The 24837-nt window shown below is 39.4% G+C and carries 21 protein-coding genes; 13 read left to right on the forward strand and 8 right to left on the reverse strand.

The features are described 5' to 3' along the window. Positions 1-38: 38 nt before the first annotated feature. The 3 genes from JWG45_RS06280 to JWG45_RS06290 all read right to left on the reverse strand — a co-directional run bounded on the left by JWG45_RS06280 (position 39) and on the right by JWG45_RS06290 (position 3472). A complete protein-coding gene (locus JWG45_RS06280; protein ID WP_205278899.1) occupies positions 39-1313 on the reverse strand; it encodes an OmpA family protein in 1275 nt (424 codons plus the stop codon). A 103-nt stretch (positions 1314-1416) separates the two neighbouring features. Further along, entirely contained in the window at positions 1417-2670 is a 1254-nt protein-coding gene (gene serS, locus JWG45_RS06285) for a serine--tRNA ligase (RefSeq protein WP_205278900.1), read from the reverse strand. Then, on the reverse strand, positions 2663-3472 hold the full coding sequence (locus JWG45_RS06290) for a TatD family hydrolase (protein ID WP_205278901.1): 810 nt from the start codon (positions 3470-3472) through the stop codon (positions 2663-2665). The genes serS and JWG45_RS06290 overlap by 8 nt, the downstream gene beginning before the upstream one ends. Before the next feature lie 119 nt (positions 3473-3591). Here JWG45_RS06290 and JWG45_RS06295 point away from each other — a divergent pair, with 119 nt between their 5' ends. The 4 genes from JWG45_RS06295 (at position 3592) to JWG45_RS06310 (ending at position 6432) form a co-directional block, all read left to right on the forward strand. Continuing rightward, positions 3592-4611 (forward strand): M23 family metallopeptidase, encoded by a 1020-nt coding sequence (locus tag JWG45_RS06295; RefSeq protein ID WP_205278902.1) that lies wholly within the window; start codon positions 3592-3594, stop codon positions 4609-4611. Further along, entirely contained in the window at positions 4612-4959 is a 348-nt protein-coding gene (locus JWG45_RS06300) for a bactofilin family protein (RefSeq protein WP_205278903.1), read from the forward strand. Continuing rightward, entirely contained in the window at positions 4956-5471 is a 516-nt protein-coding gene (locus JWG45_RS06305; protein WP_205278904.1) for a YaaR family protein, read from the forward strand. The genes JWG45_RS06300 and JWG45_RS06305 overlap by 4 nt, the downstream gene beginning before the upstream one ends. A 253-nt stretch (positions 5472-5724) precedes the next feature. Beyond that, entirely contained in the window at positions 5725-6432 is a 708-nt protein-coding gene (locus JWG45_RS06310; RefSeq protein ID WP_205278905.1) for a hypothetical protein, read from the forward strand. A gap of 122 nt (positions 6433-6554) precedes the next feature. On the opposite strand, the gene JWG45_RS06315 is transcribed toward JWG45_RS06310, so the two are convergent. The 3 genes from JWG45_RS06315 to JWG45_RS06325 are packed head-to-tail and all read right to left on the reverse strand — an operon-like array spanning position 6555 to position 8933. Further along, positions 6555-7427 (reverse strand): ParB/RepB/Spo0J family partition protein, encoded by an 873-nt coding sequence (locus JWG45_RS06315; RefSeq protein WP_205278906.1) that lies wholly within the window; start codon positions 7425-7427, stop codon positions 6555-6557. Positions 7428-7429: 2 nt separating this feature from the next. Beyond that, entirely contained in the window at positions 7430-8191 is a 762-nt protein-coding gene (locus JWG45_RS06320; protein WP_205278907.1) for a ParA family protein, read from the reverse strand. Then, positions 8169-8933, reverse strand: a complete 765-nt coding sequence (locus tag JWG45_RS06325) for an RsmG family class I SAM-dependent methyltransferase (protein WP_205278908.1) — start codon at positions 8931-8933, stop codon at positions 8169-8171. The genes JWG45_RS06320 and JWG45_RS06325 overlap by 23 nt, the downstream gene beginning before the upstream one ends. A gap of 238 nt (positions 8934-9171) precedes the next feature. On the opposite strand from JWG45_RS06325, the gene JWG45_RS06330 reads away from it, so the two are divergent. Further along, entirely contained in the window at positions 9172-9612 is a 441-nt protein-coding gene (locus JWG45_RS06330) for a MarR family winged helix-turn-helix transcriptional regulator (RefSeq protein ID WP_205278909.1), read from the forward strand. Positions 9613-9885: 273 nt separating this feature from the next. Here JWG45_RS06330 and JWG45_RS06335 read toward each other — a convergent pair whose 3' ends face one another. Continuing rightward, on the reverse strand, positions 9886-11340 hold the full coding sequence (locus JWG45_RS06335) for a M20/M25/M40 family metallo-hydrolase (RefSeq protein ID WP_205278910.1): 1455 nt from the start codon (positions 11338-11340) through the stop codon (positions 9886-9888). 153 nt (positions 11341-11493) lie between these two features. Between JWG45_RS06335 and JWG45_RS06340 the strand changes: the two genes are divergently transcribed. Beyond that, positions 11494-12222: a hypothetical protein gene (locus JWG45_RS06340; RefSeq protein WP_205278911.1), complete on the forward strand. Its 729-nt coding sequence runs from the start codon at positions 11494-11496 to the stop codon at positions 12220-12222. Positions 12223-14288: 2066 nt separating this feature from the next. On the opposite strand, the gene mnmG is transcribed toward JWG45_RS06340, so the two are convergent. Further along, complete coding sequence (gene mnmG, locus JWG45_RS06345) at positions 14289-16196, reverse strand: tRNA uridine-5-carboxymethylaminomethyl(34) synthesis enzyme MnmG (RefSeq protein ID WP_205278912.1); 1908 nt, start codon at positions 16194-16196, stop codon at positions 14289-14291. Positions 16197-16340: 144 nt separating this feature from the next. Between mnmG and JWG45_RS06350 the strand changes: the two genes are divergently transcribed. The 7 genes from JWG45_RS06350 to gyrB all read left to right on the forward strand — a co-directional run bounded on the left by JWG45_RS06350 (position 16341) and on the right by gyrB (position 24833). Continuing rightward, a complete protein-coding gene (locus JWG45_RS06350; protein ID WP_205278913.1) occupies positions 16341-17264 on the forward strand; it encodes a branched-chain amino acid transaminase in 924 nt (307 codons plus the stop codon). 5 nt (positions 17265-17269) lie between these two features. Further along, positions 17270-18208 (forward strand): DNA polymerase III subunit delta', encoded by a 939-nt coding sequence (locus JWG45_RS06355; RefSeq protein ID WP_205278914.1) that lies wholly within the window; start codon positions 17270-17272, stop codon positions 18206-18208. A gap of 321 nt (positions 18209-18529) precedes the next feature. Then, complete coding sequence (gene dnaA / locus JWG45_RS06360; protein WP_408611607.1) at positions 18530-19855, forward strand: chromosomal replication initiator protein DnaA; 1326 nt, start codon at positions 18530-18532, stop codon at positions 19853-19855. A gap of 307 nt (positions 19856-20162) precedes the next feature. Beyond that, a complete protein-coding gene (gene dnaN, locus JWG45_RS06365) occupies positions 20163-21284 on the forward strand; it encodes a DNA polymerase III subunit beta (RefSeq protein ID WP_205278915.1) in 1122 nt (373 codons plus the stop codon). Beyond that, a complete protein-coding gene (recF, locus tag JWG45_RS06370) occupies positions 21284-22381 on the forward strand; it encodes a DNA replication/repair protein RecF (RefSeq protein ID WP_205278916.1) in 1098 nt (365 codons plus the stop codon). The genes dnaN and recF overlap by 1 nt, the downstream gene beginning before the upstream one ends. Beyond that, the gene (locus tag JWG45_RS06375; RefSeq protein WP_205278917.1) at positions 22378-22842 is read left to right on the forward strand and encodes a DUF721 domain-containing protein; all 465 of its coding nucleotides are present in this window, start codon (positions 22378-22380) and stop codon (positions 22840-22842) included. The genes recF and JWG45_RS06375 overlap by 4 nt, the downstream gene beginning before the upstream one ends. A gap of 65 nt (positions 22843-22907) precedes the next feature. Beyond that, positions 22908-24833 carry a DNA topoisomerase (ATP-hydrolyzing) subunit B gene (gyrB, locus tag JWG45_RS06380; RefSeq protein ID WP_205278918.1) on the forward strand — a complete coding sequence of 642 codons (1926 nt, stop codon included), beginning with the start codon at positions 22908-22910 and terminating at the stop codon, positions 24831-24833. The last annotated feature ends 4 nt before the right edge of the window (positions 24834-24837 follow it).

Consider the following 24837-nt stretch of genomic DNA (forward strand, 5'->3'; position numbering starts at 1 on the left):
TGTTTTTTTCCAGAGCATTTTCATGAAAAATCGAAATTCTAAGGGCTAAGAATTTGAAACTCGGTTCTTCGATTCTTAAAATCCGTCTCCGGATTTTTTTGAGGTACGATCGGTTCCGAACTTCCTTTGCCGTCCGTGACGATTCTGGCGGAATCGGTTCCTTTCTTTACCAGATACTCTTTCACGGAGTTTGCTCGATTTCGGCTTAGAATCAGATTATCTTGAGGTTCCCCGTTTAAATCCGTATGACCCGTAATCTTAATTCTTACCTCCGGATTTTCATGTAGAAACGAACTTAGATTTTCTAGGATCGGAAACGAACTTTCGAGAATCTCATAAGATCCTAATGCGAAATGAATGTTGTCCAGAGAAACAAGTTTGCCCTTTTCCAAGTCTTGAAAAGGATTTGTCGAATTCGAATATATATCGTAATCCCTCCCGGTCCTCCTGCAAAAGTAGAATTTTCCCGGGTTGTTCGTATCTAAATAAAAGGCTTCATCGCCGACGGTGTTGATTTCTGGTCCTAGATTGATCGGATCTGAAAAACTTCCATCAGGTAGGAATGTCGATTTGTAAAGATCGTAACCTCCAAAACCTCCTGGACGATTTGAAGAAAAATAGATCGTTTTACCGTCTTTACTGATCGTTGCAGCTATTTCCGAATAAGGACTGTTAATCGGTTCCGGAAGACTTGAAGCCTTTTCCCAAAGTTTATTTTTATAGAGGGAAACGAAAATGTCGGCTTCCGCAACTTGTCCAAAAGGATATCGAGTAAAATAAAGTTTATTGTTAAACAGAAATGGGTTTTCTTCAATTTCTTCCGTGTTAACCGAACCCGGAAGTACAACGGGTTTAACCCAAGAAGAGCCATTTCGTTTTGAAAAAAACAAATCTCTCGAAACCCCGATCTTGCCGTTCGCAAGTTGAAATTCGATCGCACCGTCTCGATTCGAAGAAAATAAAATTCCCTCTTCCTTGTTCATTATAAAAGGACTTTGATCGTCGTAGTTGGAATTGAGAACGGAGATTTCCTCTCCTTGCGACCAGTTTTCTCCGTCGCGGGAAGATCGATAAAGATCCGTATAATTTGAATTCTCTCTTTTGGAATAAAAATAAAGAATATCACCGTCGTCCGTAAGGCTGATACCGAACTCGTTGAGTTTCGTATTGATCGCACCTTTCAACTTTTCTGGTTTTTCTTTCGAAAATCCTTTCGCACGAACGGATTCTTGAGAAAGAAGAATCCAATTGAACGAGAGAAAAGCGAAAACAAAGAGGAACCACAACAGCCTTTTTTTTGAAAACAAGAACATTCACGAACTCCGAGAATCCCAAAAGATAGAATCCTAAGATTATTATCCGTTCTTTTGAAAAAAACCTGAGACTAAAAGTTTCTAAAAAGTAAAAATTCTAAACTTAGAGATATCGTTTTAACACTTCCGGAATTCGAACCGTTCCATCTTGATTTTGAAAATTTTCCAAAATGGCCGCATAGGTTCTTCCAAGCGCCAAACCGGAACCGTTGATCGTATGTACGAGCTGATTTTTTCCATCCTTCGACTTATAACGGATTTTTCCCCGACGTGCTTGAAAATCTTTAAAGTTGGAAACTGATGAAATTTCCATGTAACGATTTAAACCGGGCATCCAAACTTCGATATCGTACGTGATGGAAGAATTTGCGGAGATATCCCCGCTGCAAAGAATGATGACTCTGTAAGGCAGTTCTAATTTTTTAAGAATATTCTCTGCATGCGCCAGCATTTGTTTGTGTTGTTCTTCGGATTCTTCCGGTTTGCAGAATTTCACGAGTTCCACCTTTTGAAACTGATGCACTCGGACGAGTCCACGCGTATCCTTTCCATAGGAACCCGCTTCTCTTCGAAAACAGGAAGTGTGAGCCGTGACAGAAATCGGTAGTTGATCTTCAGGTATGATTTCATCTCGATAGAGATTTGTAAGAGGAACTTCGGCCGTTGGAATGAGGTTGAGTTCGTCCTTTTCGATTCTATAGAATTCCTCTTTGAATTTAGGGTATTGACCGGTCGCCATCATAGACTCGTCATTCACCATAGCGGGAACCCAAACCTCAGTGTAACCGTGTTCTTCTGTGTGGACGTTGAGCATAAAGTTCATGAGCGCCCTTTCTAACTTTGCGCCCTCTTTCCAGTAAGTATAAGATCTTGCCCCGGAAAGTTTTACACCTTTCTCAAAGTTGATCCAATTCAACGCTTCGCCGATTTCAAAATGCGGTTTTGGGGAGAAGGAGAATTTTGGAATCGTCCCGACTTCGTATTGAACGACGTTGTCGTGTTCCGATTTTCCAGCGGGGACTTTAGAATCTAGAATATTAGGAAGAGTTAAATTAAGGTCGTTAAGAGCGGTTTCCTCGATCTCGAATCGAATCTCTATATCCTTTATCTTTTCACCGACCAGTTTTACCGCCGCGGAAATTTCAGAGATATCGCCGCCCGCTTGTTTGATCTTACCGACTTCTTTGCTGACTCTGTTTCTTTCTTCCCTCAGAACATCAACTTCTCTTTGAAGTTCCCGCTTTCTATGAATGATCGAAGTAAGTTGATCGATAATTCCGATATCTTTAAAACCTCTAAGTTCTAAAATTTTTCTGAGGTCTTCCGTATTTTCAGTGATATAACGCAGATCAAGCATTGTGGTGGTACGCCTTTCGATTCATAAATTTGATACTATTTTCGAAAAGTCGATTTTCGACTTCCGAATTCGACTCTTGTCTCAATGAAAACATTTTGTCCAAAACAAACTTCATATAGGAAGGTTCGTTTCTTTTTCCACGGAACGGAGGAGGGGCTAAAAAAGGAGCATCCGTTTCGATCAACATCGATTCGAGAGGGAGTTTTTGCGCAGCCTCTTGAATTTCGATCGCATTCTTAAACGCCACGATTCCTGAAAAAGAGATATAATAGCCGATGTCGACTAACGCTTTTGCAGTGGGGTAATCGTATGTAAAACAATGGATCACACCAAAAGCTCGATCTCGGAAATTTTTAAGAATGGAAATCGTATCTTCCTTCGCGTCCCGCGAATGAATAATGACAGGAAGTTTAGTCTTAGCGGAACATTCTAAAAAAATTTCTAAAATTTCCTCCTGCTGTTTTTTGGTATCGTCCGTGTGATAATAATCAAGACCGATCTCTCCGATTGCGGAAAGTTTAGGATCATCCAAATTCTCATAAATCAATTTGAGAATTTCATCCTTATTCGGAAACTCGTGAGTTTCGGTCGGATGGCAACCGATCGAATAACGGATTTCTAACAAATCATTTGAATATTCGTTCGCTATCGAACGAGCGCGAATAGAACTCTCAAGGTCGATCCCTATTTGGACGATCTTCTTTACACCGGATTCCGACGCATTTTTCAGACTGTCCGCGATTTCTAGACCCTGGGATTGGATGATATCAAGATGGCAATGTGTGTCGGCTATAGAAACCATAGAATTCCGGTTTTAGTGAGTCACTTTTTGTGAATTCGATTGACTGAAAAGAGATTTTTTAGGATCACTTCAGACAGGTGAAAGCAGTTCGCTAAAAACCAAGTTTCGGGACATAAACCGTGGATATCAAAGCAACTTTTGCACTTATCTATTATAGACTCCGTTATAAGTATCAGGAGTATAAACTTAAACTCGATCTCAAACTTTCTGAACTCAATCGAAAAGGGAGAGAAAGACTGACGGTGATGGTAATTCCGCACTCGGAACAAAAAACCATCAACTTTCACATCTCTTACAGAGCGATTTCCATTTTTATCGGAACGATTTTTATTCTTCTTATCATAAGTTCAATCAACGTATTGAGCCATAGCGGTTCCGTACATCAACTCACGGAGCTCAATCTTTCAAACAAAGATTTTATCAGACAATCCGCAAAAATGAAAGAAGAGATCAACTCTCTTCACGAATATGTAGAATACTATTATGGAAGATTGGCGAGACTTTATGTAAGACTCGGTGGAGATCCCGCTAAGGTTTCGAAAGGAATCGGCGGGGCGGAACAACTTTCCACACAACCTCCTTCCATTATTGAGCCTAAGTCTTCCAATTCTCAAACAAACGATTTGCCGGAAGGAGCTGCGGTCTTTCGATTGAAAGAAGACGTTCACAACTTAAAGATCAGCAACGAATTGACCCAAGACATCATTTCGATTCTTAAAAAAAGAAAGAATATTCTAAAACAAACTCCGTCTATCTGGCCAGTGAAAGGTTACGTTCTTTATCCTTACGGCGCTTACTTCAATCCTATCTCAGGAAGAAAAGAATACAATAGCGGAGTCGATATCGGATCCTTCGCAGGTTCCGAAGTTATGGCGACCGCCCCGGGAACCGTTTACGAAATCGGTTATACAAGAAACACCGGTTACTTTGTGAAAGTGGCGCATAAATACGGATGGAAAACGATCTACTCGAATATGGATCGTCTGAAGGTCAGACAAGGACAACAAGTTTCCAAAACCGAAGTGATCGGCTTTGTTGGAAAAACGGAATCATCTCCCAATTACATGCTCCACTATGAAATCCACGTTGGTACAAGAGCGATCAACCCGTTTGCTTTCCTCAACCAAATTCAGGACTGAATGGCGACCACAGAAGAACACCTAATCGTAAATAGTATCATTGGCGAAGGCGCTGAATTCAGCGGCGAATTTAAACTATCTGGTTTGTTAAGAATCGACGGAATTTTTCGAGGTTCGATAAAAACCGAAGGAAAAGTCCTAATCGGTAAATCCGGAATCGTCGATACGGATATCAGAGCCCGAATTGTTGTCGCTGGTGGTGAAATCAATGGGAATATTTACGCCACCGAAAGAGTCACTTTACTTGCTTCTTGCAGAATGAAAGGGGATATCGTTTCTCCTCGAATCGTGATGGAAGAAGGAGTTCAATTCGAAGGCAATTGTAAGATCAACCCAGTTGCACATTGAAAGTATTTATTCCGCCTTATCAACCTCCACGCAAAGAATCAGAAACAAGACAGACTTCCAAAGGGAAGAAGAATGGCCTTTCTTCTTTAAACGGTACCGGTTCCGCGCAAGAACTTGAAACAATAGAGGCCCCCGCTTCCTCATCCTTCCTTGATATATTAGAAGAAATTGTTCCCTCCGGTTCGGAATCTACAAAGGACCTCAATGCGCTCTGGAGAGATTTGCCGGAAATCGAAAAACGATTTCTAGACCTTCCCTCCATTGGAAACTTAGAAGCCTATCAAAAACACGTCCAGGCAATCACCAAAGCCGTAATTGATCAGAACATGAGAGTGGAAACTCTTTCCAGAAGAATGAAAGGGGAAGGCAAGAAAATTTATCACGTTGTGAAGATCATCGACGAAAAGATCCAGATTCTTGCTGAATTGATCATGAACGAGGGAAATTCAGCATTTAAACTTCTCAAATCGCTGACGGATATTCGCGGTTTCCTGTTGGATATTTTAGAGTAGAATTTTACAGCACCGCTTCAGTTATCGCCGAATATTCCCATACATTTGTCATTCACTCCAAACCGCTATTTTAGCTTTTATCCATTCTCGCTTTTTAAATTTTGATAAATTAAGAATCGATAATGTATTAATTTATAAAATTGCATATATATTTTATCCATCTAGATCCCTCCTAATGAAAGACTACGAGACAGCGCTTGTTATAAACTATAGAAATTAAAATCAACTTCTAATCAAAAAAGTGAGGATATAAATGGATTCAAACTTCCATTCTTTATGCGAAGGATTAAAAAAGAAAAATTTACCTAAGAAAATTTTGATCTTATGTTTTTTATTCTTTCTAAATTCCTCTTTCGTAGCCTGCGCGAGTCTGAATTACATAGCGAGGTTCGAAAAAAAAGGTCAGGTCGTGGATACGACTGCAATGACGCACGAAGCGGAAAAACTTAAACTTTCCGATGTTGCAAATCTTAACGCCTACGTGATCGAGTTTCCTCCAGGCTTTTCTTGGGATGGCAAAACACTCGTATATGATGAGAAAAAATGGGAGCTTTTAGGACATGTTTATTCTGATTACAACCAAGATAGTCACTTGTTTTGGTTTTATGATTATATAGAAGAGGAATCTTGGAAAAAAACTTATTGTTACTGGCAAGTTCCGATCAACTGGGTAACTCTCGGAATCTGGGCTTTTACTCCACTTTATTACCCTTGTATCGTTCGCGAACCGAAGGACGACGTACAAGCCGAAAATAATCGAAAAATGAGAATCACAAATTCATTAAAAAAAATCACCAAGGTCGCGGGCGGCGACACGGTCATTGTTGAATCCTTTGGTGATCTACAGATAAATTTTTTCAATGCCAACACAGGTCAAAATGTGGGGACCGTAGGGATCAAAACAGTTTCCGGAGCTGGATGGGCATTCAAACGAAAAAAGGATAAAAAAGATAAATCCTAGTTTCTAAAAGAAACGATTTATCATTCGATAAGGACTTCTAAGTTACGGTTGCAGGGTTTTACGATGATATAACATCTAAAATCTTGCAACACCCCGCTCTTTGTCAGAAAATTTCTGTTACCTTACAAACCCAACGCATTCAAAATTTTTTCCATCGCTTCTAAGTTTGGATAAACGATCGTCATCTTTCCCTTACCAGATCCTTGGTTGTGACCGATCTCGATTTTCATCGAATATTTTTTACGAAACTTATTTTCTAAATCGACGATGTTTACGTCTTTGCGGGATTTTTTCTTTTCCGTAACGGGTTTTTCATCCGTAAGATTGGAAACTAATTCTTCCACTTGTCTTGCGGTTAAACCTTTCTCTGCAATTTGAAAGGCGAGTTGTTCGATCTTCTTTCGATCAGCCAAAGAAAGAAGAGGTCTTGCGTGACCTTCGGAAATTCTTCCATTCTTAATCAGATCCTGAACTACGTCCGGAAGTTGAAGAAGACGAATCAAATTTGAAATTGTGGAACGATTCTTCCCAACCCTTGCCGAGATATCCGTAATCTTGAGATTTAATTTTTCGGAAAGTGTTTTGTATGCGATCGCTTCTTCAATCGGATTGAGATCCTCTCTTTGAATGTTCTCTATGATGGCCATTTCCATGGATTGATTTTCAGAGACATTCTTAACGATCGCGGGGATTTTTACAAAGCCAGCGAGCTTACAAGCTCTGTAACGTCTTTCACCGGATATAATTTCATATCCGGCATCCAATTGTTTTACGACAATCGGCTGAATAACTCCATGAGCTTTGATCGTTTCAGAAAGTTCTCTTAGAGATTCTTCTGAAAAAGTTTTTCTCGGCTGTCCCGGATTTGGTCGAATCTCGCTGATACGAATTTCTCGGAGCGCTCCATCCGAGGAAGAATCCATCGGAGTTTTACTTTCATTGACCGGAATTAAATTTCCAAGGCCTCTTCCTAGGGCTTTGGGTTTGATCGCCATTCTTAATTCTTCCCTGCAACTTCCAGAGCTAAACTTCTATAACTCTGCGCGCCGACTCCCTCCGGATCGTAGCTCATAATGGTTTGTCCAAAAGACGGGGCTTCACTTAATTTTACATTTCTTGGAATGATCGTCGTATAAACTTTATCTTTAAAATAGGACTTCACATCTTCCGCAACCTGATTTGCAAGGTTGGTCCTTTTATCGAACATCGTAAGAAGAACTCCTTCCAATTCTAAGGAAGGATTCAATTGTTTTTGAACGAGAGAGATAATTTTCATCAGCTGCGTAAGACCTTCCAAAGCGAAATATTCCGTCTGAAGGGTGATCATCACACTGTCGGCAGCGCAGAGCGCATTGATCGTTAGAATTCCCAAAGAAGGAGGACAATCGATGAGAATATAATCGTATTCAGTGCGAAGTTCCGAAACCGCGTTCTTCAATCTATATTCTCTTTCGTCTTCGGCAAGAAGATCCGCTTCCGCACCGCTCAAGTTGATGTTCGAAGGTATGATATGAAGATTGTCTACGTTCGTTCTATGAATACATTCGTTTGCAGAGGATTCTCCTAGCAGAAGTTCGTAGGACGTTTTTCCGAGAGTATTGATTTCTAATCCAAGGCCGGAACCCGAATTTCCTTGCGGATCCATATCGATGATCAGAACTTTCTTTCCGATCGAAGCAAGGTTAGCCGCAAGATTGATAGAGGTTGTCGTTTTTCCGACCCCGCCCTTTTGATTACTAATGGATACTATTTTTCCCATTTCCGCCCTTACTCTCCTTGCTGATATCCTTCCAAGCTCTAGGATAACCATGCCTCGGGCTAGAAACCTTTTTCAAGAATTTAATATGTCGCATCCCTAAAAATTCAAGAGAAGGAAAATTTTCCATTGATTCGAGTTTAAACCCTGAGTTTGTAAGAACTTCTTTTTCTATTTTTGCAGGAATATCATGTTTTGCTAAAAATGGGACATAAGTTCCTCCCATCTTCACAAGATTACAAACCGCTTCCGCGCTGTAAGGATAAGGAATAAAACCTCGTGATACGACATAATTAAGATTTAACTTTGATTCTTCCGTCCGAATAAACTTAAACTTCACATCAGAAATTTGATTCAGATTCACAAACTCTTCTGTATGAGCTAATTTTCTTTTTTGAGAATCGATCAGTACTACGATCGGATGATCTTTCAGACAACGAAAAAAGAAGCCGGGAACCCCAGGACCGGTCCCAGCGTCTCCCAATTGAATGCCCTTCCAGGATCCGACTTTTTTTGAAATTTTATAAATGTGATAAAGAGATTCTAAAACGTGGCGATCTAGAATTTCTTCCGAATCTCTTTTGGAAAAAAAACCACCCGCTTCATTTTTTTCTCTTAAGAATGCAGAAAACTTACAAATCAATTCCCAATCAAACAAAGGAAGAATTTCATCCGCTTCTTTCGGAAATCTTTCTTTCAATCTTTCTAAAATCGATTCAACGGAAAATTCTTTTGGATCTTGCATGATGCTACGATAGAATGCGGATCGCCTCTGTCTCTACAGATTCTATGATCTAAAAGAAAGATTGAGAACTTCTCCTATGATTCCGTCAAACTCTTACAAAGACGATCACACCTAAAACTGGTCCAAGGATTTATTCTTTCTAAAACATCACCTCGCTTCAACTCGAAGTCGAACCCTCTTCAATATTTGTTCGAGCAAATATATTTGACCGAACAAGTGGATAAAAAAAGATCTTACAATGCTTATTTTAGATCAACAACTCGGCTTCAATCTTCATCGAGTCGCTTTGCTTTTTCGAAGAGAACTCTCGCGTTGTCTCCGAGACTATAACCTAACCCCGGAGCAATGGCAGGTCCTCGCTACACTTTGGGAAAAAGAATCACTTACTCAAAAAGAAATCATTCACGTCACTTTACAAGACGCGCCTTCCGCTTCCCGAATGGTCGCGAGAATGGTTCAGAATCAATTAGTAAAAAGCGATGTCTCCGATGAAGACAAACGTGCAACGATCATTACTCTTACAAAGACAGGCCGCTCTTTAGAAAAAACTCTTCCTAAAAAAATAACGAATCATTTTGAAAACATTCTTCAAAACTTTCCAATGCAGAAGAGACAAGAATTGTTACTTGTTTTAAAGGAACTCCGGCTGATCTTTAAAGATTTGAATGAAGATCGTTGATAAGAAATTTACGTCCTTTCGTTCGATTATTTTTTTGTAAGAAAGCCTCTTTTTATACAAGATTCAATCCCGCGCTTCAGAACGCGAAATTCAAATCGGCTGCCCTTACTTTGTGAATGGAAGTTTGAAGTTCTGAGTAGAAATTTTAGAATAAAGTCGCTTTTTCTGAAAATTCTAAACATCAGACTCAAAAGGAATCGAAAAGAATTTCGATTAAAAAAGAAAACAACTTCAAGGAAGGATTTTCCCACCTTGAAGCTTAAGAAAAAGAAATCAGTCTTCGACGTTGTTAAATTCGATTACCGATTTGTGAAGAATTTCAATACCGGTTTTCAGATGTTCGATCGTTGTGCTTTCATTCTTTCCATGAATTCCGTCGATCTCTTCCGAACTCATCAAGGAAGGAATCAATCCGTAACATTTAAAACCCGCAACCCTTAGATAAGAAGAATCCGTTGTTCCCGGAGATAAGAATGGAGTGACCACGGATCCGGGGACCACTTGCTGCACAACCCCCGAAAGAATTTTGAAATACTTAGAATCAACCGGCGAAGTTGTTCCCGGTTCTAAATGTCTCGCCGTTACTTTGATCTTATATTTTTCCCCGAGCTTCTTTACTTTTTCGTAGACTTCATTCTCATTAAAGCCGGGAAGAATTCTGATATCGATACTACCATTTGCTTTTGAAGTGATGACGTTGATTCCCGCGTAGTGTGTATCAACGCCTGTGATGCTTACCGAGTTACTCGTCATCGCTCTTAAATGTTTATTCGTCTGAATGACGCCTTTCAGAATAATTCCTAACAATGGATTTCTCGATCTTTTCAAGACAAATGAATTCGGAAAGGGACTTACTTCACCCATTTGATAAAAGAAAGAAGCGGTCTCATCTTTGATGATGGTAACTTCATTCATCTTCTTTATTTCTTGAAGGAAATCTATAAGATTGAGCGCCGCGTAGTGAACCGGCGGAGTACTTCCGTGACCGGAGATATCCTCGCTTTCCAAATCCAACCAAACCGCTCCCTTTTCCGCGTGCTGAATGTTAAAAATCTTACTCCCTTTCAGGACCACATCCTTGGTTCCAACTCCACCTTCGTTGTGAACATATTCGTATCCTTTAAAAATCTCTCGATGGTTCGCGATCAAAAAACGCATTCCAAATTCGGAACGACTTTCTTCGTCAGATACTGCTAGATACATCAGATTCTTTTTGAGTTTTATTTTTGAATCGTGAATCAAGAAAAAAGCATAGAGCTCCATAATCCCTAGGCCTTTTGTGTCCACAGCTCCACGACCATAAATTCTATCTCCGACTCTGATTCCGGAGAAGGGAGGATGGATCCATTCACTTTCATTCACTTCCACAACGTCCAAGTGATTTGTAAGAATCAAACCTCCTTCGGGATCACTCCCTTTGATCTCGGCCATGATGCTTGCTCTCTCCGCTTTACCCGGAACTTCAAAGATCGTAGTTTTAATTCCTCTTTTGTCAAAGAGTCCTTTTAAAAACAGAGCCGCTTGTTTTTCATTTCCTCGAATTGTTTTGATTCTAAGATAAGCCTGCAAATCCTTAGAGGCTTCTTCCGCTAATTTTCCATAGTCCCTTTCTTCGAACTTCGTCTTTGGGGATAAGGAATGAATTCCTTTCTCCGTAATAAAAATCGTATATAGTAAAAAAAGAACCAAGACCCCCAAAAGTCCTAAACCGATCTTCTTCCAATTCATCTTTAATTCTCCTCAGTGCGGAAGAAAATAACGTGTCTCGATTTCCTTTCAAGGCATTAAATCGTTCAAACTTCGTCTTTTTAGTATAACCAAACAGAATTGAAGGTTAATCTTTTGAATTCTTTTCCGATGATTGAAAGGTAGAGGTTAAGAATGATCCGAGTTATATTTCTATTTTTATTTTTTCCGTCGCTTCTCCTTGCGGTCACACCGGGAAAATGGTCGCACATCGATAAATACGTTTTTGGAAACGCTCAAAATGGTCCGATTCGAGAGGTTGTTAAGAATCCGGCCGGCAAAATAATTTACAGCGCAAGCTATGAATACGATACAAACGGGAAACTCATCAAAGAATCGTATCAAAATGCTGAGGGGAAAACCGATGGTTTTACTCAATTTCAATACAAAGGAGGTAAGGTCGTAAAAGAAGAACTCTTCAATAAAGAGAATCTTCTCGTTGAAACAAAAACGTTTCGATACAATCCCAAAGGACAAATCGATTTGATCGAAGTCTTTGACCGGGAAAATAAACCGTTGCTAAGATCCAACGTCACCGCCTGGGAAAAAGAATTTGCGAAAACCGGAAATACGAATTGGTCGGATTCGAAAGAAATTGAAACGTTTACTTTGGTGAAAGATGAGAAGAATCCTAAAATTTGGATTCAAAATATCTACAATGAAGAGAAAAAACAAATCGCTTCGACGAAGTTTGAGTATGATGAAAGAGGAAATCTTCTGACGAGAATCAATGTCCAAGGTGAGCAAGAGCGGAAAAATCAACTCAGTTACGGACCCAATTTCCAGCTAATCAGTTTTTCGTTTCACGTGAAACAGAACAATCAATGGGAACTTCTCAAGACTCACGAGCTTATTTACAAATAGGCCTTTACCGATCGAAGAACCGAATTAAAGGCTCGGTTATAAAGCTCAACTTTCACTTTGCCCTATTGACAAGATCGAAATGAAGCTTCTTATCCTGACTTTCATTTCAAAACTTGGCTTCCGTAAATTTAAAACCTCCTCTACGGAGCAAACTTTTGAATGTACGGAAGCTCCCACTATAAATCAACGTTGGCTTGTCACAAAAATATTGTAAAAATTCTTCTGGATCAGATCCTTTCTGATCGATAAAAAAATGGAAAAGGCTTTCCACGTTTCCTTTCAAGTCGCTTATTTCATCCGCTTTACTTGGAGAAGTGAAATCCGATCTTTTTTGGAATGATCCGCTCCCGATATAAAAACTCCAGCTCCAAATCGTGACGCTTTCATGGTCGTAAAATCATCTTTGTCATTTCTATCTACTTCAATCATCTCTCTAAAAGAGATTGGTTGTTCTGGAAATGGATATTTTCCGAGACTACCGTATCCAAAGATTCTTCCTCACTCACAAAAATAACTCTTCCATATTCCGTTTGTATCGTATCGTTGTCAGAAAAAAAGCAGTCGACCTGTCGGAGAAATCTCTTTCTCAAATTCTTTTAGATTCAGTTGGCACAAGAAAGGAATTTTTTCTTCGAATCATTTTGCGGAATAATGTTCCTTGCGGAAGATCAGGACTACCGCCGAATTTAGATTTTCCTAAACCAATGATTGAAGAATTGGAAATTAGAATTCTTTTGGGTTTCATATGAAAGTCTCCATCTGTTTTGAGATCTATTCGAAAGTAAAAAACAATCCGATACACTTTGCGAATCATCTTCTCTTTCCATCTGATCCAACCAATCGTAACTCATGCACAGAAGCCTTAGCCACGTTTTCGATGAAATAGAGACTTCAATTTTAGGTCTATAAATTCAGACGAAGAATTCGAAGTTCAAAATGATTCTTAAAAATACATTCACGAGTTGCAAAAAGCGGAATGAAATTCTTCAAACTAGAATAACTTTCTTACATTTTGCAAAAATGTTTCTGTAAACAGAGTGGCGAATCGCATTTATTGTCTGATCTCTTATTCAATTTTGATAACAGCCGAATTCTCTCACGCCTCTCAGAAAATTCATCTTAGTCAAAATAGAAACAGACCAAGAGAGATTCGATTTTTTTACGAACTTCTCACTGGAAAGAAAAACAAAGGTCGGCACTCCGAGTTGATTCTTGCTGGATCGGCTTTACTTCGCCAAGAGCAAACTTCGATTCTTTTCTTATATCGATTTCGATTTGTCTTGAATTCGATTTCTCTTTCTGAGCGGTTCCTATCATGGAGAAGATAAGAGCAAAGGATAAATTTGACGGGTCGTTTAGCCTCGGCTTTGCGATCAAAAATTATTAGGTATTTTCATAGTGAACTTCTCAGGCTTCCGATATTTCGAGATACATCGTATCATTTTCCGATTCTATTTCTGAGAAACCGTAGGAACTCCTAAGATAATCCGAAAAGCAAAACTTCAAATTGGTTTTCCTACAAAAAAGAACGCGAAGATATCGATTCTACAGCAAACCTTCTGTCTGAGCATTCTCCCAAAACAAATAACCTTGCCCACAAGCTGCGATGAACTTTAACGAAGATCCTCTCAAGAAAAGAGATTTGTCGGAGTTCCTACATGGGATTATTATTTGTGAAATTAGAATTTTGTGATAGAGGAAAGTTTCTGAAATTTTTCCACAACCCGTCCAGCCACCCGAAATTTGGGCGGGGCTTTCACGAAGGCGTTTTCGGAATTACGACAGATTCTTTTCAAGATTCAGTCAATTTGCGGATAAGAGTTCTCAAAAGCGGAAACTGCCGAAGCTCATAACTTTCAATCAACGCAAAGTGCTCTCAAGGAACCAAAAAGAATGAAATGTAAGACTCTGTTTGAACTTTCACAATGCCTCTTTCTTGATTTCAGGCTAACTCTAAATAGAATTTGATTCTACGTTTAATAAAAAAAACCAGAGAAATCTCGGGCTTTTTTAAAAACGTTTCATGTGAAACGGGTCGGAGTTACGACAAAAAGCTCGAAAAAACTTTAAGAAGCTTCCGCCTCTTGTTTCTTTCTTCCTTTGATATGATAAAGAAGTAGATCGATATCGCTTGGATCCACGCCTGAAATCTGAGCCGCCTTTTCCAGAGTCATCGGTCGATGTGTTTTCAATTTCTGAATCGCTTCCTTCTTCAGGCCCGCGATCGACTCGTAACTCAAATCTTCGGGAATACTAAGATCCAAATATTTAGTCTTCCACTGAATCGTTTCAAGTTCTCTTTTGATATAGCCTTCATACTTAATTTCCATCTCAAGAATACTCTTATCCAATTCCGACCATGACTGAACTTCCGGAATCATAAACTCGACGTCGGTGATTTTGATCTCAGGTCTTTTCAAAAACGAATCCAACTTCATACCGAACTTGTAGTTCGTGATTCCTTTTTCATCTAAAAGAGTTTGAAATTCTTCCGATGGTTTCAACGGAATCTGGTAGATCTTTTCTCGAACGGAATTTACCCGATCGTATTTTTCATTCATCCGATCATAGGAAGCTTGATCTACGAGCCCAAGTTCGTATCCGTATTTCATAAGCCGATGATCGGCATTGTCTTGTCTTAAAAGAAGTCTATGTTCCGCGCGGGAAGTAAACATTCTGTAGGGATCTTCCACTCCTTTATGAACAAGATCATCGATCAAAACACCGATATAAGATTCACTTCTTTTAAATAAGTGGGGAGGTTGGTTCTTTAAAGAACTCAAGACGCTATAAGCCGCTACCAATCCTTGAGCCGCCGCCTCTTCATAACCGGTGGTTCCGTTGATCTGTCCGGCATGATAAAGTCCTTTTATCTTTTTAGTTTCTAAGGTCGGTTTCAATTCCATTGGATCAACATAATCGTACTCGATTGCATAACCTGGTCTAAGAATCTCTGCGTTTTCCAATCCTTTTAAAGAACGCACGAGTTTCCATTGGACTTCTTCTGGAAGACTCGTCGAAACTCCGTTGAGATAAATCTCCGCAGTCTCGTATCCTTCCGGTTCCAAAAACACCTGATGCCTTTCCCGATCCGCAAATCTTACGATCTTATCTTCAATTGAAGGACAATAGCGCGGTCCCGTACTCTGAATCTGTCCCGAATACATGGGAGAAAGACTTAGGTTCTCATGAATAATCTTATGAGTCTCCGCATTCGTGTACGTGATATAACAAGGAATTTGTTTTCGCGTAATCGTATCCGTCGCAAAAGAAAAAGGGGAAGGAATTGGATCACCGTCTTGAATCGCAAGCACGCTTAAGTCGACGGAGTTTTTATGAATTCGCGGAGGGGTGCCGGTTTTCAATCTTCCTAATTTCAAATTGTACTTTGCGAGAGACTTTGATAAACCTTTAACCGTCGGCTCGCACATTCTCCCGTTTTCATTTTGATAAGTTCCAATATGAACAAGCGATGATAAGAATGTACCAGTAGTTAAGATCAAGTGGTTTGTATAAATTTCAAAACCGCGGCCGGTTTTGACTCCGATCACAGAATCATTTTCGATTAGCAATTCTTCGACTGTGTCTTGACGAATCGAAAGATTCTTCTCTGCCTCCAAAGTATGTTTCACTTTGAGCTGATATTCTTTCTTCTCGGCCTGCGCTCTCGGCGCCCAAACGCTCGGACCTTTCGAAGTGTTGAGCATTTTAAATTGAATTCCAGTATGATCGATCACCTTGCCCATAATTCCACCGAGCGCGTCGACTTCTCGAACCATGTGTCCTTTCGCGATTCCCCCGATCGCAGGATTACAAGACATCTGACCGATCGTATCTAAATTCATCGTGATCAGCAAAGTTCTTGCTCCACCTTTGGAAGCAATGTAAGCGGCTTCGGAACCTGCGTGACCTGCACCGACTACGATACAATCAAAACGATTTGGAAAAACGGATGGGATCTTGGATTCAACCATTGAGATTCAACTTCCTGAAAGTAGATTATAAATTTAAGAATGAGACGTTTCGCAAGTAACGAGTGCTTTCATTGCAAGATGCAATCGACAAGAGACCTAACATATTGATTCATGGAATTATATCACTTATCAGGTTCCTGTTCTATGGCAGTATCTATCAAGAAACTATCCTATTTTGAAGGAAAAATCCTTCCCGAATCCGAAGCAAAGATCAGCATCCAGACGCACGCCCTTCAATATGGAACCACCGTCTTCGGTGGATTGAGAGGTTATTACGATAAGGATACAGATAACGTCTACTTGTTTCGTATCTTAGACCATTTCCAAAGGCTGATCAATTCGACAAAGATCATGCAGTTAAAGTTAGAAAAGACAAAAGAAGAATTGAGAGACATAACAATCGAATTGATTCGCCAGTGCGGATACAAAGAGAACATCTATCTTCGTCCTTTTGTTTACACGTCAGCTTTACAACTTTCACCTCGCTTTCATGACGTTCCAACTGAACTTGCGATCTACATTCTTCAGTTGAACGATTACTTAGATACGAAACGCGGTTTAAGAACGATGGTTTCGAGTTGGAGAAGATTCGACGACGCAGTGATCCCGACTCTTTCCAAAGTCTCCGGTGGTTACGTAAACTCGGCGCTTGCAAAATCCGAAGCGGTTCAAAATGGATTCGATGAAGCGATCTTTTTGGATGCCCGAGGTTTTGTAAGCGAAGGATCCGCTGAGAATATTTTTCTTGTGCGAGATGGAAAGATTATAACACCCGGTGTGAATTCTTCTTTGTTAGAAGGAATTACAAGAAGAAGTGTTCTTCAAATCGCAAGGGACAACGGAATCGAAGTCGTTGAAAGAGATATTTCTCGAAGTGAACTCTATATCGCCGATGAAGTTTTCTTTTCCGGTACCGGCGTTCAGATTGCTTGGGTTTCGGAAATCGATCACAGAAAAATCGGTACTGCGGAGATAGGACCGATCACGAAAAAAATTCAAAGTTTATTCTTCAATCTTGTGATCAACAAAGATGAAAAATACAGACATTGGCTGACCCCGGTTTATTAATATAAATGAATTCACCTACATTTCATCTGGATGATATCTTAGGTCAAGAAACTGCTCTTACCTTTTTAAAAAGATATTCATCCAGACCGGAGATGATTCCTCCTCTTTTAATTCTTCATGGACCCGACGGAACGGGAAAAGAATCTGCATCTGAAAGATTTATCAAACAGGTTCTTTGTTTTGAAGGAACCTCTTGTGGAACTTGCGCGTCCTGCAAGGCATTCATGCACAATTCCCATCCTGATTACATTCGTTTTCCGGAAGAAAGCGGCAAAATAATTCCCATAGGAAACGAAGAGAACCCTGAAGAGTTTACGATTCGATGGTTGATTCGTTCCAGGCTTAACTACAGACCTCATCTTTCTAAGTTCCGTTTTATCGTTTTTCCGGATGCGTCTTTGATCGGCAACGAAGCTGAGACTGCACTTCTAAAATCTTTGGAGGAAGCTCCTCCTTTCTCGCGATTTATTTTCATCGTAAATAATTTGGACAAACTGAAGGAGACGATCGTTAGCAGAGCGATTTGTGTTCCATTTCATTATCTCAACCGCGAAGCGCTCCAAAAAATTCATTCTCGACTCAACTTTCCGATCCTTCCCTTTCAGGGAGGAAGTATGCTTTCTTTCGAATGTCCCAAGGAAGTGATGGATTTAGTTCAGGAAAAAATCAAAGATAGGATTGAAACGCAGCTTGATTTATTAAAATTAGAATCTTGGATTCATTCTTACAAAGACGAACATCCCGAATGGAAAGAAAATTTTTCTTATAAAGAATTCTTAGAATTAGTAAGTCTTCTTTTGATCTACGAATATACTCGAACCGACTACGAAAATCATCTTTCAAAAATAGAAGCTATCTTTCAGTTCAAGTCGGAGATTCACAAAAGAATTATCGGCTTAGAAAGTCTTGCCCTTTCCAGACTCTTTTTTCACCTTTCCGTCTAAAAATATTCCCTTTTACGAATATAGTTTCTTATAATCTTTTAAAATAGACGTTAGACGAAACCGAGAATAGACTCGAAAATCGTTTAGAGACATAGTTAATTATTCAATGCATAAACTCTCCCTTTTTTCAGGAGAAATTTCCGATTCCGGAATTTTCATTTGAGTACAAGAGTTCTTTCAAAAATAGTGTATTCTCATTCATCGAGCTCCGGGACTCCGGAGGAAAAGTGAAAAATAGCCTTAATCGATCGATTTGGAGAAATCAATCCAAATCAAACTCGTAAAAATCTCTTGTGAGAGAGAATTTTTGTTTTTGTTTCCTTGGAGGAAGAGTTGAACCTAGTTTGGAATAAAATTTTAGAGGAAGTTTCCAAGAAAATATCACCTCAATACTTTGAAAGGTTCATTGATACCCTAAAATTAGAAACTCTTAACTCTGAAAAATGTACAATCATAGCTCCTTCCGCGACGATTAAAACTCACGTTGAAAGAAAATACCAAAGTATCATTGAAAGTGCAATTTTAGAAGCTTGTGGAGATAAAATTCCGGTCGAAATTCTGATTGAAGCAAAGCCCGCCTCCCCGCTACAAACAATTCTTGAAAAATCTTTCGATCAAAAAGATTTCCAATTCAATCCGGATTATACGTTCGAGTCCTTTATCGTAGGCGATTGTAATCGTTTGGCTTATACAGCGGCGAAAGAATGCGTAAGAAAACCTGCCGAGATCAACCCGCTTTACTTGTTCGGGAGCGTCGGAGTCGGCAAGACACATTTACTTCACGCGATCGGTTCTGAACTTTTAAAAAAGGATCCCTGGAAGACCGTTTGTTATGTTGATATCTCTTCGTTTATGAATGAGTTTCGTTTTGCTCTTCAATCACGAGAACTGATAGAAAGTTTTAAGATGAAATATCAATCTTACAACTGTCTTCTCGTTGACGACATTCAACTTCTTTCCACAAACGCTGAAAAAACCCAAGACGAATTCTTTGCCTTGTTCAATTTTCTTTTTGAAAGAAGAAGACAAATCGTGATCGCATCCGATCGTCCAAGTTCGGAACTTCCGATTCACGAAAGGTTGAAATCAAGATTCGTAACCGGTGTTCAAGCCGACATACAATATCCGGATCGGGAAATACGAAGAGGCATTGTTGCCTATCATTCTCAAATTATGGATTTAGGATTGAGCGAAGACATTCTGGATTTTCTCGCGGATCAAATCGAAGAAGACACGAGACTTCTTCTCGGCGCCCTCAATGATATTTATCTTTATAAAAAATCTTATTCTTTATTATTTCTAAACTTGGAAAAAGTAAAAGAGATCGTCAAAAACCGTCTTTATAGAAAGAAAAACGTTGAATTTTCCCATGATCGAATCATTGAAGCCGTTGCAAAAGAATTCAGTCTGAATCCTTCCGAAATTATGGGAAAGAGTAGGAAAAAAGAGCTCATCATTCCTCGTCATATTTGTTTCTATCTATTACACACCGTTTTTAAAGTGAATAAATCACAAGTCGGAAGACTTTTTCAAACCCAACATACCACGGTGATCCACGGAGTCAGAAAAGCCGAAGATCTACTTTCAAAAAACAAAGATATACGATTCTTAGTCGAGAGAATTAGCTCTCGATATCGACTCCAATAAAATATTAAGCGGAAGATTTTATCTCAGTTTATGAACACTGTAAATAAACTGTCCATAAACCCTCTTTTCTCTGTATAATAAGATTCATAAATCTGTAAATAAGACATAATGCAAAATTACTGTCACTTCAAGTAGAGAAATTTACAAAGAATTATGTCGGAAATGAAAATTCACTTTTCAAAAAGAATGAGACATATTTCAGTATTCAGAAGGAATACGATTTTATGTACATATTTACAGGTACTACTCCTACAACTGTACAATAATAAGAACCTATTTAATTAAGTAAGATATTAGGAGAACAAAATTGAAAATTAAAATAAACACATCTGAATTCTTAAAAGCAATCCATGCCGTGGAAGGCGTTATCTCTGCAAGAGAGATTAAATCTGTATTATCAAATCTTAAAATAGAAGCGGAGGGAAAAGAAGTATTTCTTTCTGCCACCGATCTTGAGATATCTATAAAAACATCGGTGCCGGCGGACGTGATTCAAGCGGGAAGTATTTCCTTACCTGCAAAACAACTTTCCAGTTTTTTTAAAACGATCAACTTTGAAGAGACGATTCTTTCTTTGGAAGAATCCGACGGAGAATCATCGATCGCTTACATCACCGATGCTTCCGGAAAGAACGATTACAAATCTAAAATTTCGGGGATGGACGCAGAAGAAATTAAAACGATTTCCAAAGTTAATTCTTCACAAGTTTCTTCTTTTCCAAGTACTTTGATCAACGATATGATTCGTAAGACTTCCTACGCCATCGCGCACGAAGATCAGAGATTCATTTTCAACGGTCTTTATATGATTCCGAACGAAACAAAATTAATCTTTGTGGGAACCGATGGAAGAAGACTTTGTAAGATTGAAAGAACGCTTCCGGCACCTTTACAATTCAAAGAATCGATTATCGTTCCCGCGAAAGCAATCCGCGAAATTTCGAAGATGATCGCCACATCGGAAACCGGTAACATTGGTTTGATCGATAGTCAGATTTATGCTTCCGCAAACAACATAGAACTCTTATGTAAATTGATTGAAGGAAATTTTCCGAACTACGAACAAGTCATTCCTAAGAGCACAAAATTCTCCACTTCAATTTCGAAAGAAGAATTCCAAGTTTCTCTAAGACAAGTTATGACCGCCGCCGAAGAACCATCGAGACAGGTCAGACTTACGTTTACAAAAAACAATCTGAACTTCTTTGCACAAACTCTCGGCGCATCAGAAGCAAGTATCAACAAATCGATTGAATACTCTGGAGACGAAGTTACCATTGCTTTCAAAGGAGAATATCTCATGGATATTTTCAGATCCATCGATGATACTGAAGTAAAGATAGAATTTTCGGATTCAAGTTCTCCGGTGATTTTTAAGGATCCATCCGATCCGGAATTTATCTCAGTGATTATGCCGATGAAACTTTAATGTTCTTAAAACATCTTACACTTCAAAACTTTAGAAGTCACGAAGAACTGAGCCTGGACTTTCATTCCAGGCTTATTTTTTTTGTAGGCGATAACGGAGAAGGAAAAACAAATCTTCTCGAAGCGATTTGTATGTTGTCTTGGTTAAAAAGTTTCCGAGAGTCCGAAGACGGAAATTTAATTCGTTGGGGCTCCGAAAATTATTTTCTACGAGGTAGAATCCAAGAAAATCAAAAAGAAGCCATTTTAGAAATCGGATATACTACAAAACCAACTGTAAAAAGAAAATTAAAATTCAATCAGGAAGAAATCAAAAAGAGAACGGACCTGATCGGTAAATTTATCACGGTTCTTTTAACTCCTATAGATTTGAAAATTATAGAAGGTGGCCCTGCGGAAAGAAGAAAGTTTATGGACGCTTTTATTTCCTCTTTTGATCCGTTTTACTTGGATTCTTTATTGGAATACAATAAAATTCTAAAACACAGAAACGCTCTTTTAAAAACGGGAAATTCGGATTCTTCTCAACTTTCGATTTGGGAAAAGAAACTTGTGGAAAAAGGCGTAATTCTCCTAAATAAAAGAAAGGAAATCGTTTTAGAACTGAATTCATTCTACCGATCAAACCTGGAAAAGCTGAGCGGCGGAAAAGACGATCTTACGTTGGTTTACAAACCGGATGTCGAAAACGAAAAGGAATTTTTGGATAAGCTGAACCGTAATCTCGGAAGAGATTTGAGACTCGGTTATACTTCCGCAGGAATTCATCGCGACGATCTTTTTATCGGAACCGATTCCAGAGATATTACGGAATTCGGCTCTCAAGGCCAAAAACGAAGTACGGTGATCGCTTTGAAAGCGGCAACTTTTAATTATTATAAGAATGTCCTGAACAAAAGTCCGGTCTTATTGATCGACGACGTGATCCGAGAATTGGACGTAAAGCGAAGGGAATATTTTGTCGACTTAGTCGTCAATGCCGGCCAAGCTTTTTTTACGACGACCGACTTGGAAGGAATTCAGGATTATGTCGGCAAACTCGAAGATCAAAAACAAATCTTCATTATCAAGGACGGAGAGGTTCTTTCCGTAGAATGAAAGACGACCTTATTTCATCCAAAAAGATTGAAACCGACGAATTTAAGTCGGTCCTCAATCAGCTCGGTATTACGGAAGAAAGCCTTCAGGAAAAAATTTCTCTAAACACACTCCGAAATCGATGGAAAGAAATTGTAGGTCCAATCTTTGCTTCTCATTCCGAAGTCAATTCAATCCAATTCGGGAAATTAAGAATCATAGTTTCCCATAATGCCTACAAACAAGAATTGCTTTTTCTTCAAAATCGAATTCTGAGACAGGCTTCCCAATTTCTCGGAAAAGGTGTGGTTCGTTCTCTCGAAATTTCAATCGGTAAATTAGCGAATTCTCTCTCTTCCAAACAACCTGAAACAACAGAAAAAAAAGGCTTAGAAGGTAAAGAGGATTTAATCGCCATCCTTGAGAAAGAAACCGATCCGGAAGTTAAAAAACGTTACCTTGAGATTCTTCAATATCTTTGATTAATAAATGAATTTCCTTGCCTCCCTATGGTTTTCAGGAAAACTATTCCTGAGGTCTGAAAAAAATGAGCCAAGAAGAAGCAAGCTACAGCGCCGGTCAGATTAAGATTTTAGAAGGTCTGGAAGCTGTTCGAAAACGTCCCGGGATGTACATTGGAACTCAGGATGAGACAGGGCTTCACAAAATGGTCTACGAAGTTGTTGATAACTCCGTGGATGAGGCAATGGCCGGTCACTGTACAGAAATCAAAATCAGCATTCTTCCCGATAACATCATCGAAGTAAGAGATAACGGCCGTGGTATTCCGGTCGACATTCACCCGGACAAGAAAATTTCCACGATCGAAGTTGTGATGACCATTCTTCATGCCGGTGGTAAGTTTGAAAACGACGCATATAAGGTTTCCGGCGGACTTCACGGAGTCGGGGTTTCGGTTGTGAACGCGCTTTCCGAATGGCTCGTCGTAGAGGTTTTTCAAAGAGGCAAAATTTATACTCAAAAATACGAAAAGGGCATTCCCGTTTCTCCGGTAGAAGCAAAAGGAGAATCTTCAGAAAGAGGAACAATCGTCCGTTTTAAACCGGATGCATCCATCTTCACTACCGTAGATTTTCAATTCGACATCCTTTCCGCTCGTTTTAGAGAATTAGCTTTTTTGAATAAAGGTCTGATTCTTACCGTGGAGGATAGAAGACGCGGAAACGAAGGCGAGAATCTTTTAAAGAATGAATTCCAGTTTTCGGGCGGTATCGTTTCTTTCGTGGAACATATCAACGAAAACAAACATCCTATGCACAAAGTGATTCACTTTGAAAGAAATAAAGAGGATGTGATTGCCGAGATTTCGATTCAATACTCAGAAACTTACACGGAAAGTATTTTTTGTTTCACCAATAACATCAATAACAACTTAGGTGGAACGCACCTCGAAGGTTTTCGGGCCGCTCTCACGAGAACACTCAACGACTTCCTAAAAAAAGATACCGTCATGGCAAAGAAACATCCAACCGGGTTATCCGGTGAAGATGTTAAGGAAGGATTGACTGCGGTTATTTCGGTTAAGATTCCTCAACCTCAGTTCAATTCTCAGACAAAAGAAAAATTGGTGAATGCGGAGATCAAAGGTATTATGCAAACTTTGACTTCGGAAGGTCTGACTCTTTTCTTTGAAGAGAATCCAAACATAACAAAAAGAATATTAGAAAAATGTATTCTTTCCGCGAAGGCGAGGGAAGCCGCTCGGAAAGCCAGAGATCTAACCAGAAGAAAAACGGTTTTAGAAGGCGGTGGTCTTCCGGGAAAACTCGCTGACTGTTCCGAAAAAGATCCTGCTCATTCTGAAATTTATCTCGTCGAAGGAGATTCTGCTGGCGGATCCGCGAAACAAGGAAGAGATCGAAACACACAGGCGATTCTTCCTTTGAAAGGAAAAATTCTCAACGTGGAGAAAGCAAGATTGGATAAGATTCTCGCGAGTGAAGAGATTCGGATTTTGGTTTCTGCGCTTGGAACTGGAATCGGGGAAGACGAGTTCAATATCGATAAGATTCGTTATCATAAGATTATGATTATGACCGATGCTGATATCGACGGCTCTCACATTCGAACTCTTCTACTTACATTCTTCTTTCGTTATATGCGGCCAGTGATTGAAAGAGGATATCTCTATGTCGCGCAACCCCCTCTTTATTTAATCAAACACGGTAAAAATTCTACCTATGCTTACTCTGATAAAGAAAAAGACGAGCTCTTGAAAACGGTAGGCACGGACAAAGTTGTAATTCAACGATACAAAGGTTTGGGCGAGATGAATCCAGAACAACTTTGGGAGACGACGATGGATCCCTCCAATCGAGTCGTTTTGAAAGTAAAGTTAGACGACTTCGTGGAAGCGGAAGAAACGTTTAACGTCCTTATGGGCGACGAAGTTCACCCAAGAAAAATGTTTATCGAAGTAAACGCCGCAAAGGTAGCAAACTTGGATCTTTGATCCG

This window comes from Leptospira ainlahdjerensis, from assembly GCF_016919175.1.
Taxonomy (GTDB): domain Bacteria; phylum Spirochaetota; class Leptospiria; order Leptospirales; family Leptospiraceae; genus Leptospira; species Leptospira ainlahdjerensis.

Excerpts from the sequence above, each read along its gene's own strand:
- JWG45_RS06350 (WP_205278913.1), top strand. The coding sequence starts at position 16,341 with ATGGCAGTATCTATCAAGAAACTATCCTATTTTGAAGGAAAAATCCTT.
- JWG45_RS06280 (WP_205278899.1), bottom strand. The coding sequence starts at position 1,313 with ATGTTCTTGTTTTCAAAAAAAAGGCTGTTGTGGTTCCTCTTTGTTTTC.
- JWG45_RS06330 (WP_205278909.1), top strand. The coding sequence starts at position 9,172 with ATGCTTATTTTAGATCAACAACTCGGCTTCAATCTTCATCGAGTCGCT.
- JWG45_RS06375 (WP_205278917.1), top strand. The coding sequence starts at position 22,378 with ATGAAAGACGACCTTATTTCATCCAAAAAGATTGAAACCGACGAATTT.
- JWG45_RS06300 (WP_205278903.1), top strand. The coding sequence starts at position 4,612 with ATGGCGACCACAGAAGAACACCTAATCGTAAATAGTATCATTGGCGAA.
- JWG45_RS06340 (WP_205278911.1), top strand. The coding sequence starts at position 11,494 with ATGATCCGAGTTATATTTCTATTTTTATTTTTTCCGTCGCTTCTCCTT.
- JWG45_RS06355 (WP_205278914.1), top strand. The coding sequence starts at position 17,270 with ATGAATTCACCTACATTTCATCTGGATGATATCTTAGGTCAAGAAACT.
- JWG45_RS06335 (WP_205278910.1), bottom strand. The coding sequence starts at position 11,340 with ATGAATTGGAAGAAGATCGGTTTAGGACTTTTGGGGGTCTTGGTTCTT.
- gyrB (WP_205278918.1), top strand. The coding sequence starts at position 22,908 with ATGAGCCAAGAAGAAGCAAGCTACAGCGCCGGTCAGATTAAGATTTTA.
- JWG45_RS06290 (WP_205278901.1), bottom strand. The coding sequence starts at position 3,472 with ATGGTTTCTATAGCCGACACACATTGCCATCTTGATATCATCCAATCC.
- JWG45_RS06320 (WP_205278907.1), bottom strand. The coding sequence starts at position 8,191 with ATGGGAAAAATAGTATCCATTAGTAATCAAAAGGGCGGGGTCGGAAAA.
- JWG45_RS06315 (WP_205278906.1), bottom strand. The coding sequence starts at position 7,427 with ATGGCGATCAAACCCAAAGCCCTAGGAAGAGGCCTTGGAAATTTAATT.
- serS (WP_205278900.1), bottom strand. The coding sequence starts at position 2,670 with ATGCTTGATCTGCGTTATATCACTGAAAATACGGAAGACCTCAGAAAA.
- JWG45_RS06325 (WP_205278908.1), bottom strand. The coding sequence starts at position 8,933 with ATGCAAGATCCAAAAGAATTTTCCGTTGAATCGATTTTAGAAAGATTG.
- JWG45_RS06310 (WP_205278905.1), top strand. The coding sequence starts at position 5,725 with ATGGATTCAAACTTCCATTCTTTATGCGAAGGATTAAAAAAGAAAAAT.
- mnmG (WP_205278912.1), bottom strand. The coding sequence starts at position 16,196 with ATGGTTGAATCCAAGATCCCATCCGTTTTTCCAAATCGTTTTGATTGT.
- recF (WP_205278916.1), top strand. The coding sequence starts at position 21,284 with ATGTTCTTAAAACATCTTACACTTCAAAACTTTAGAAGTCACGAAGAA.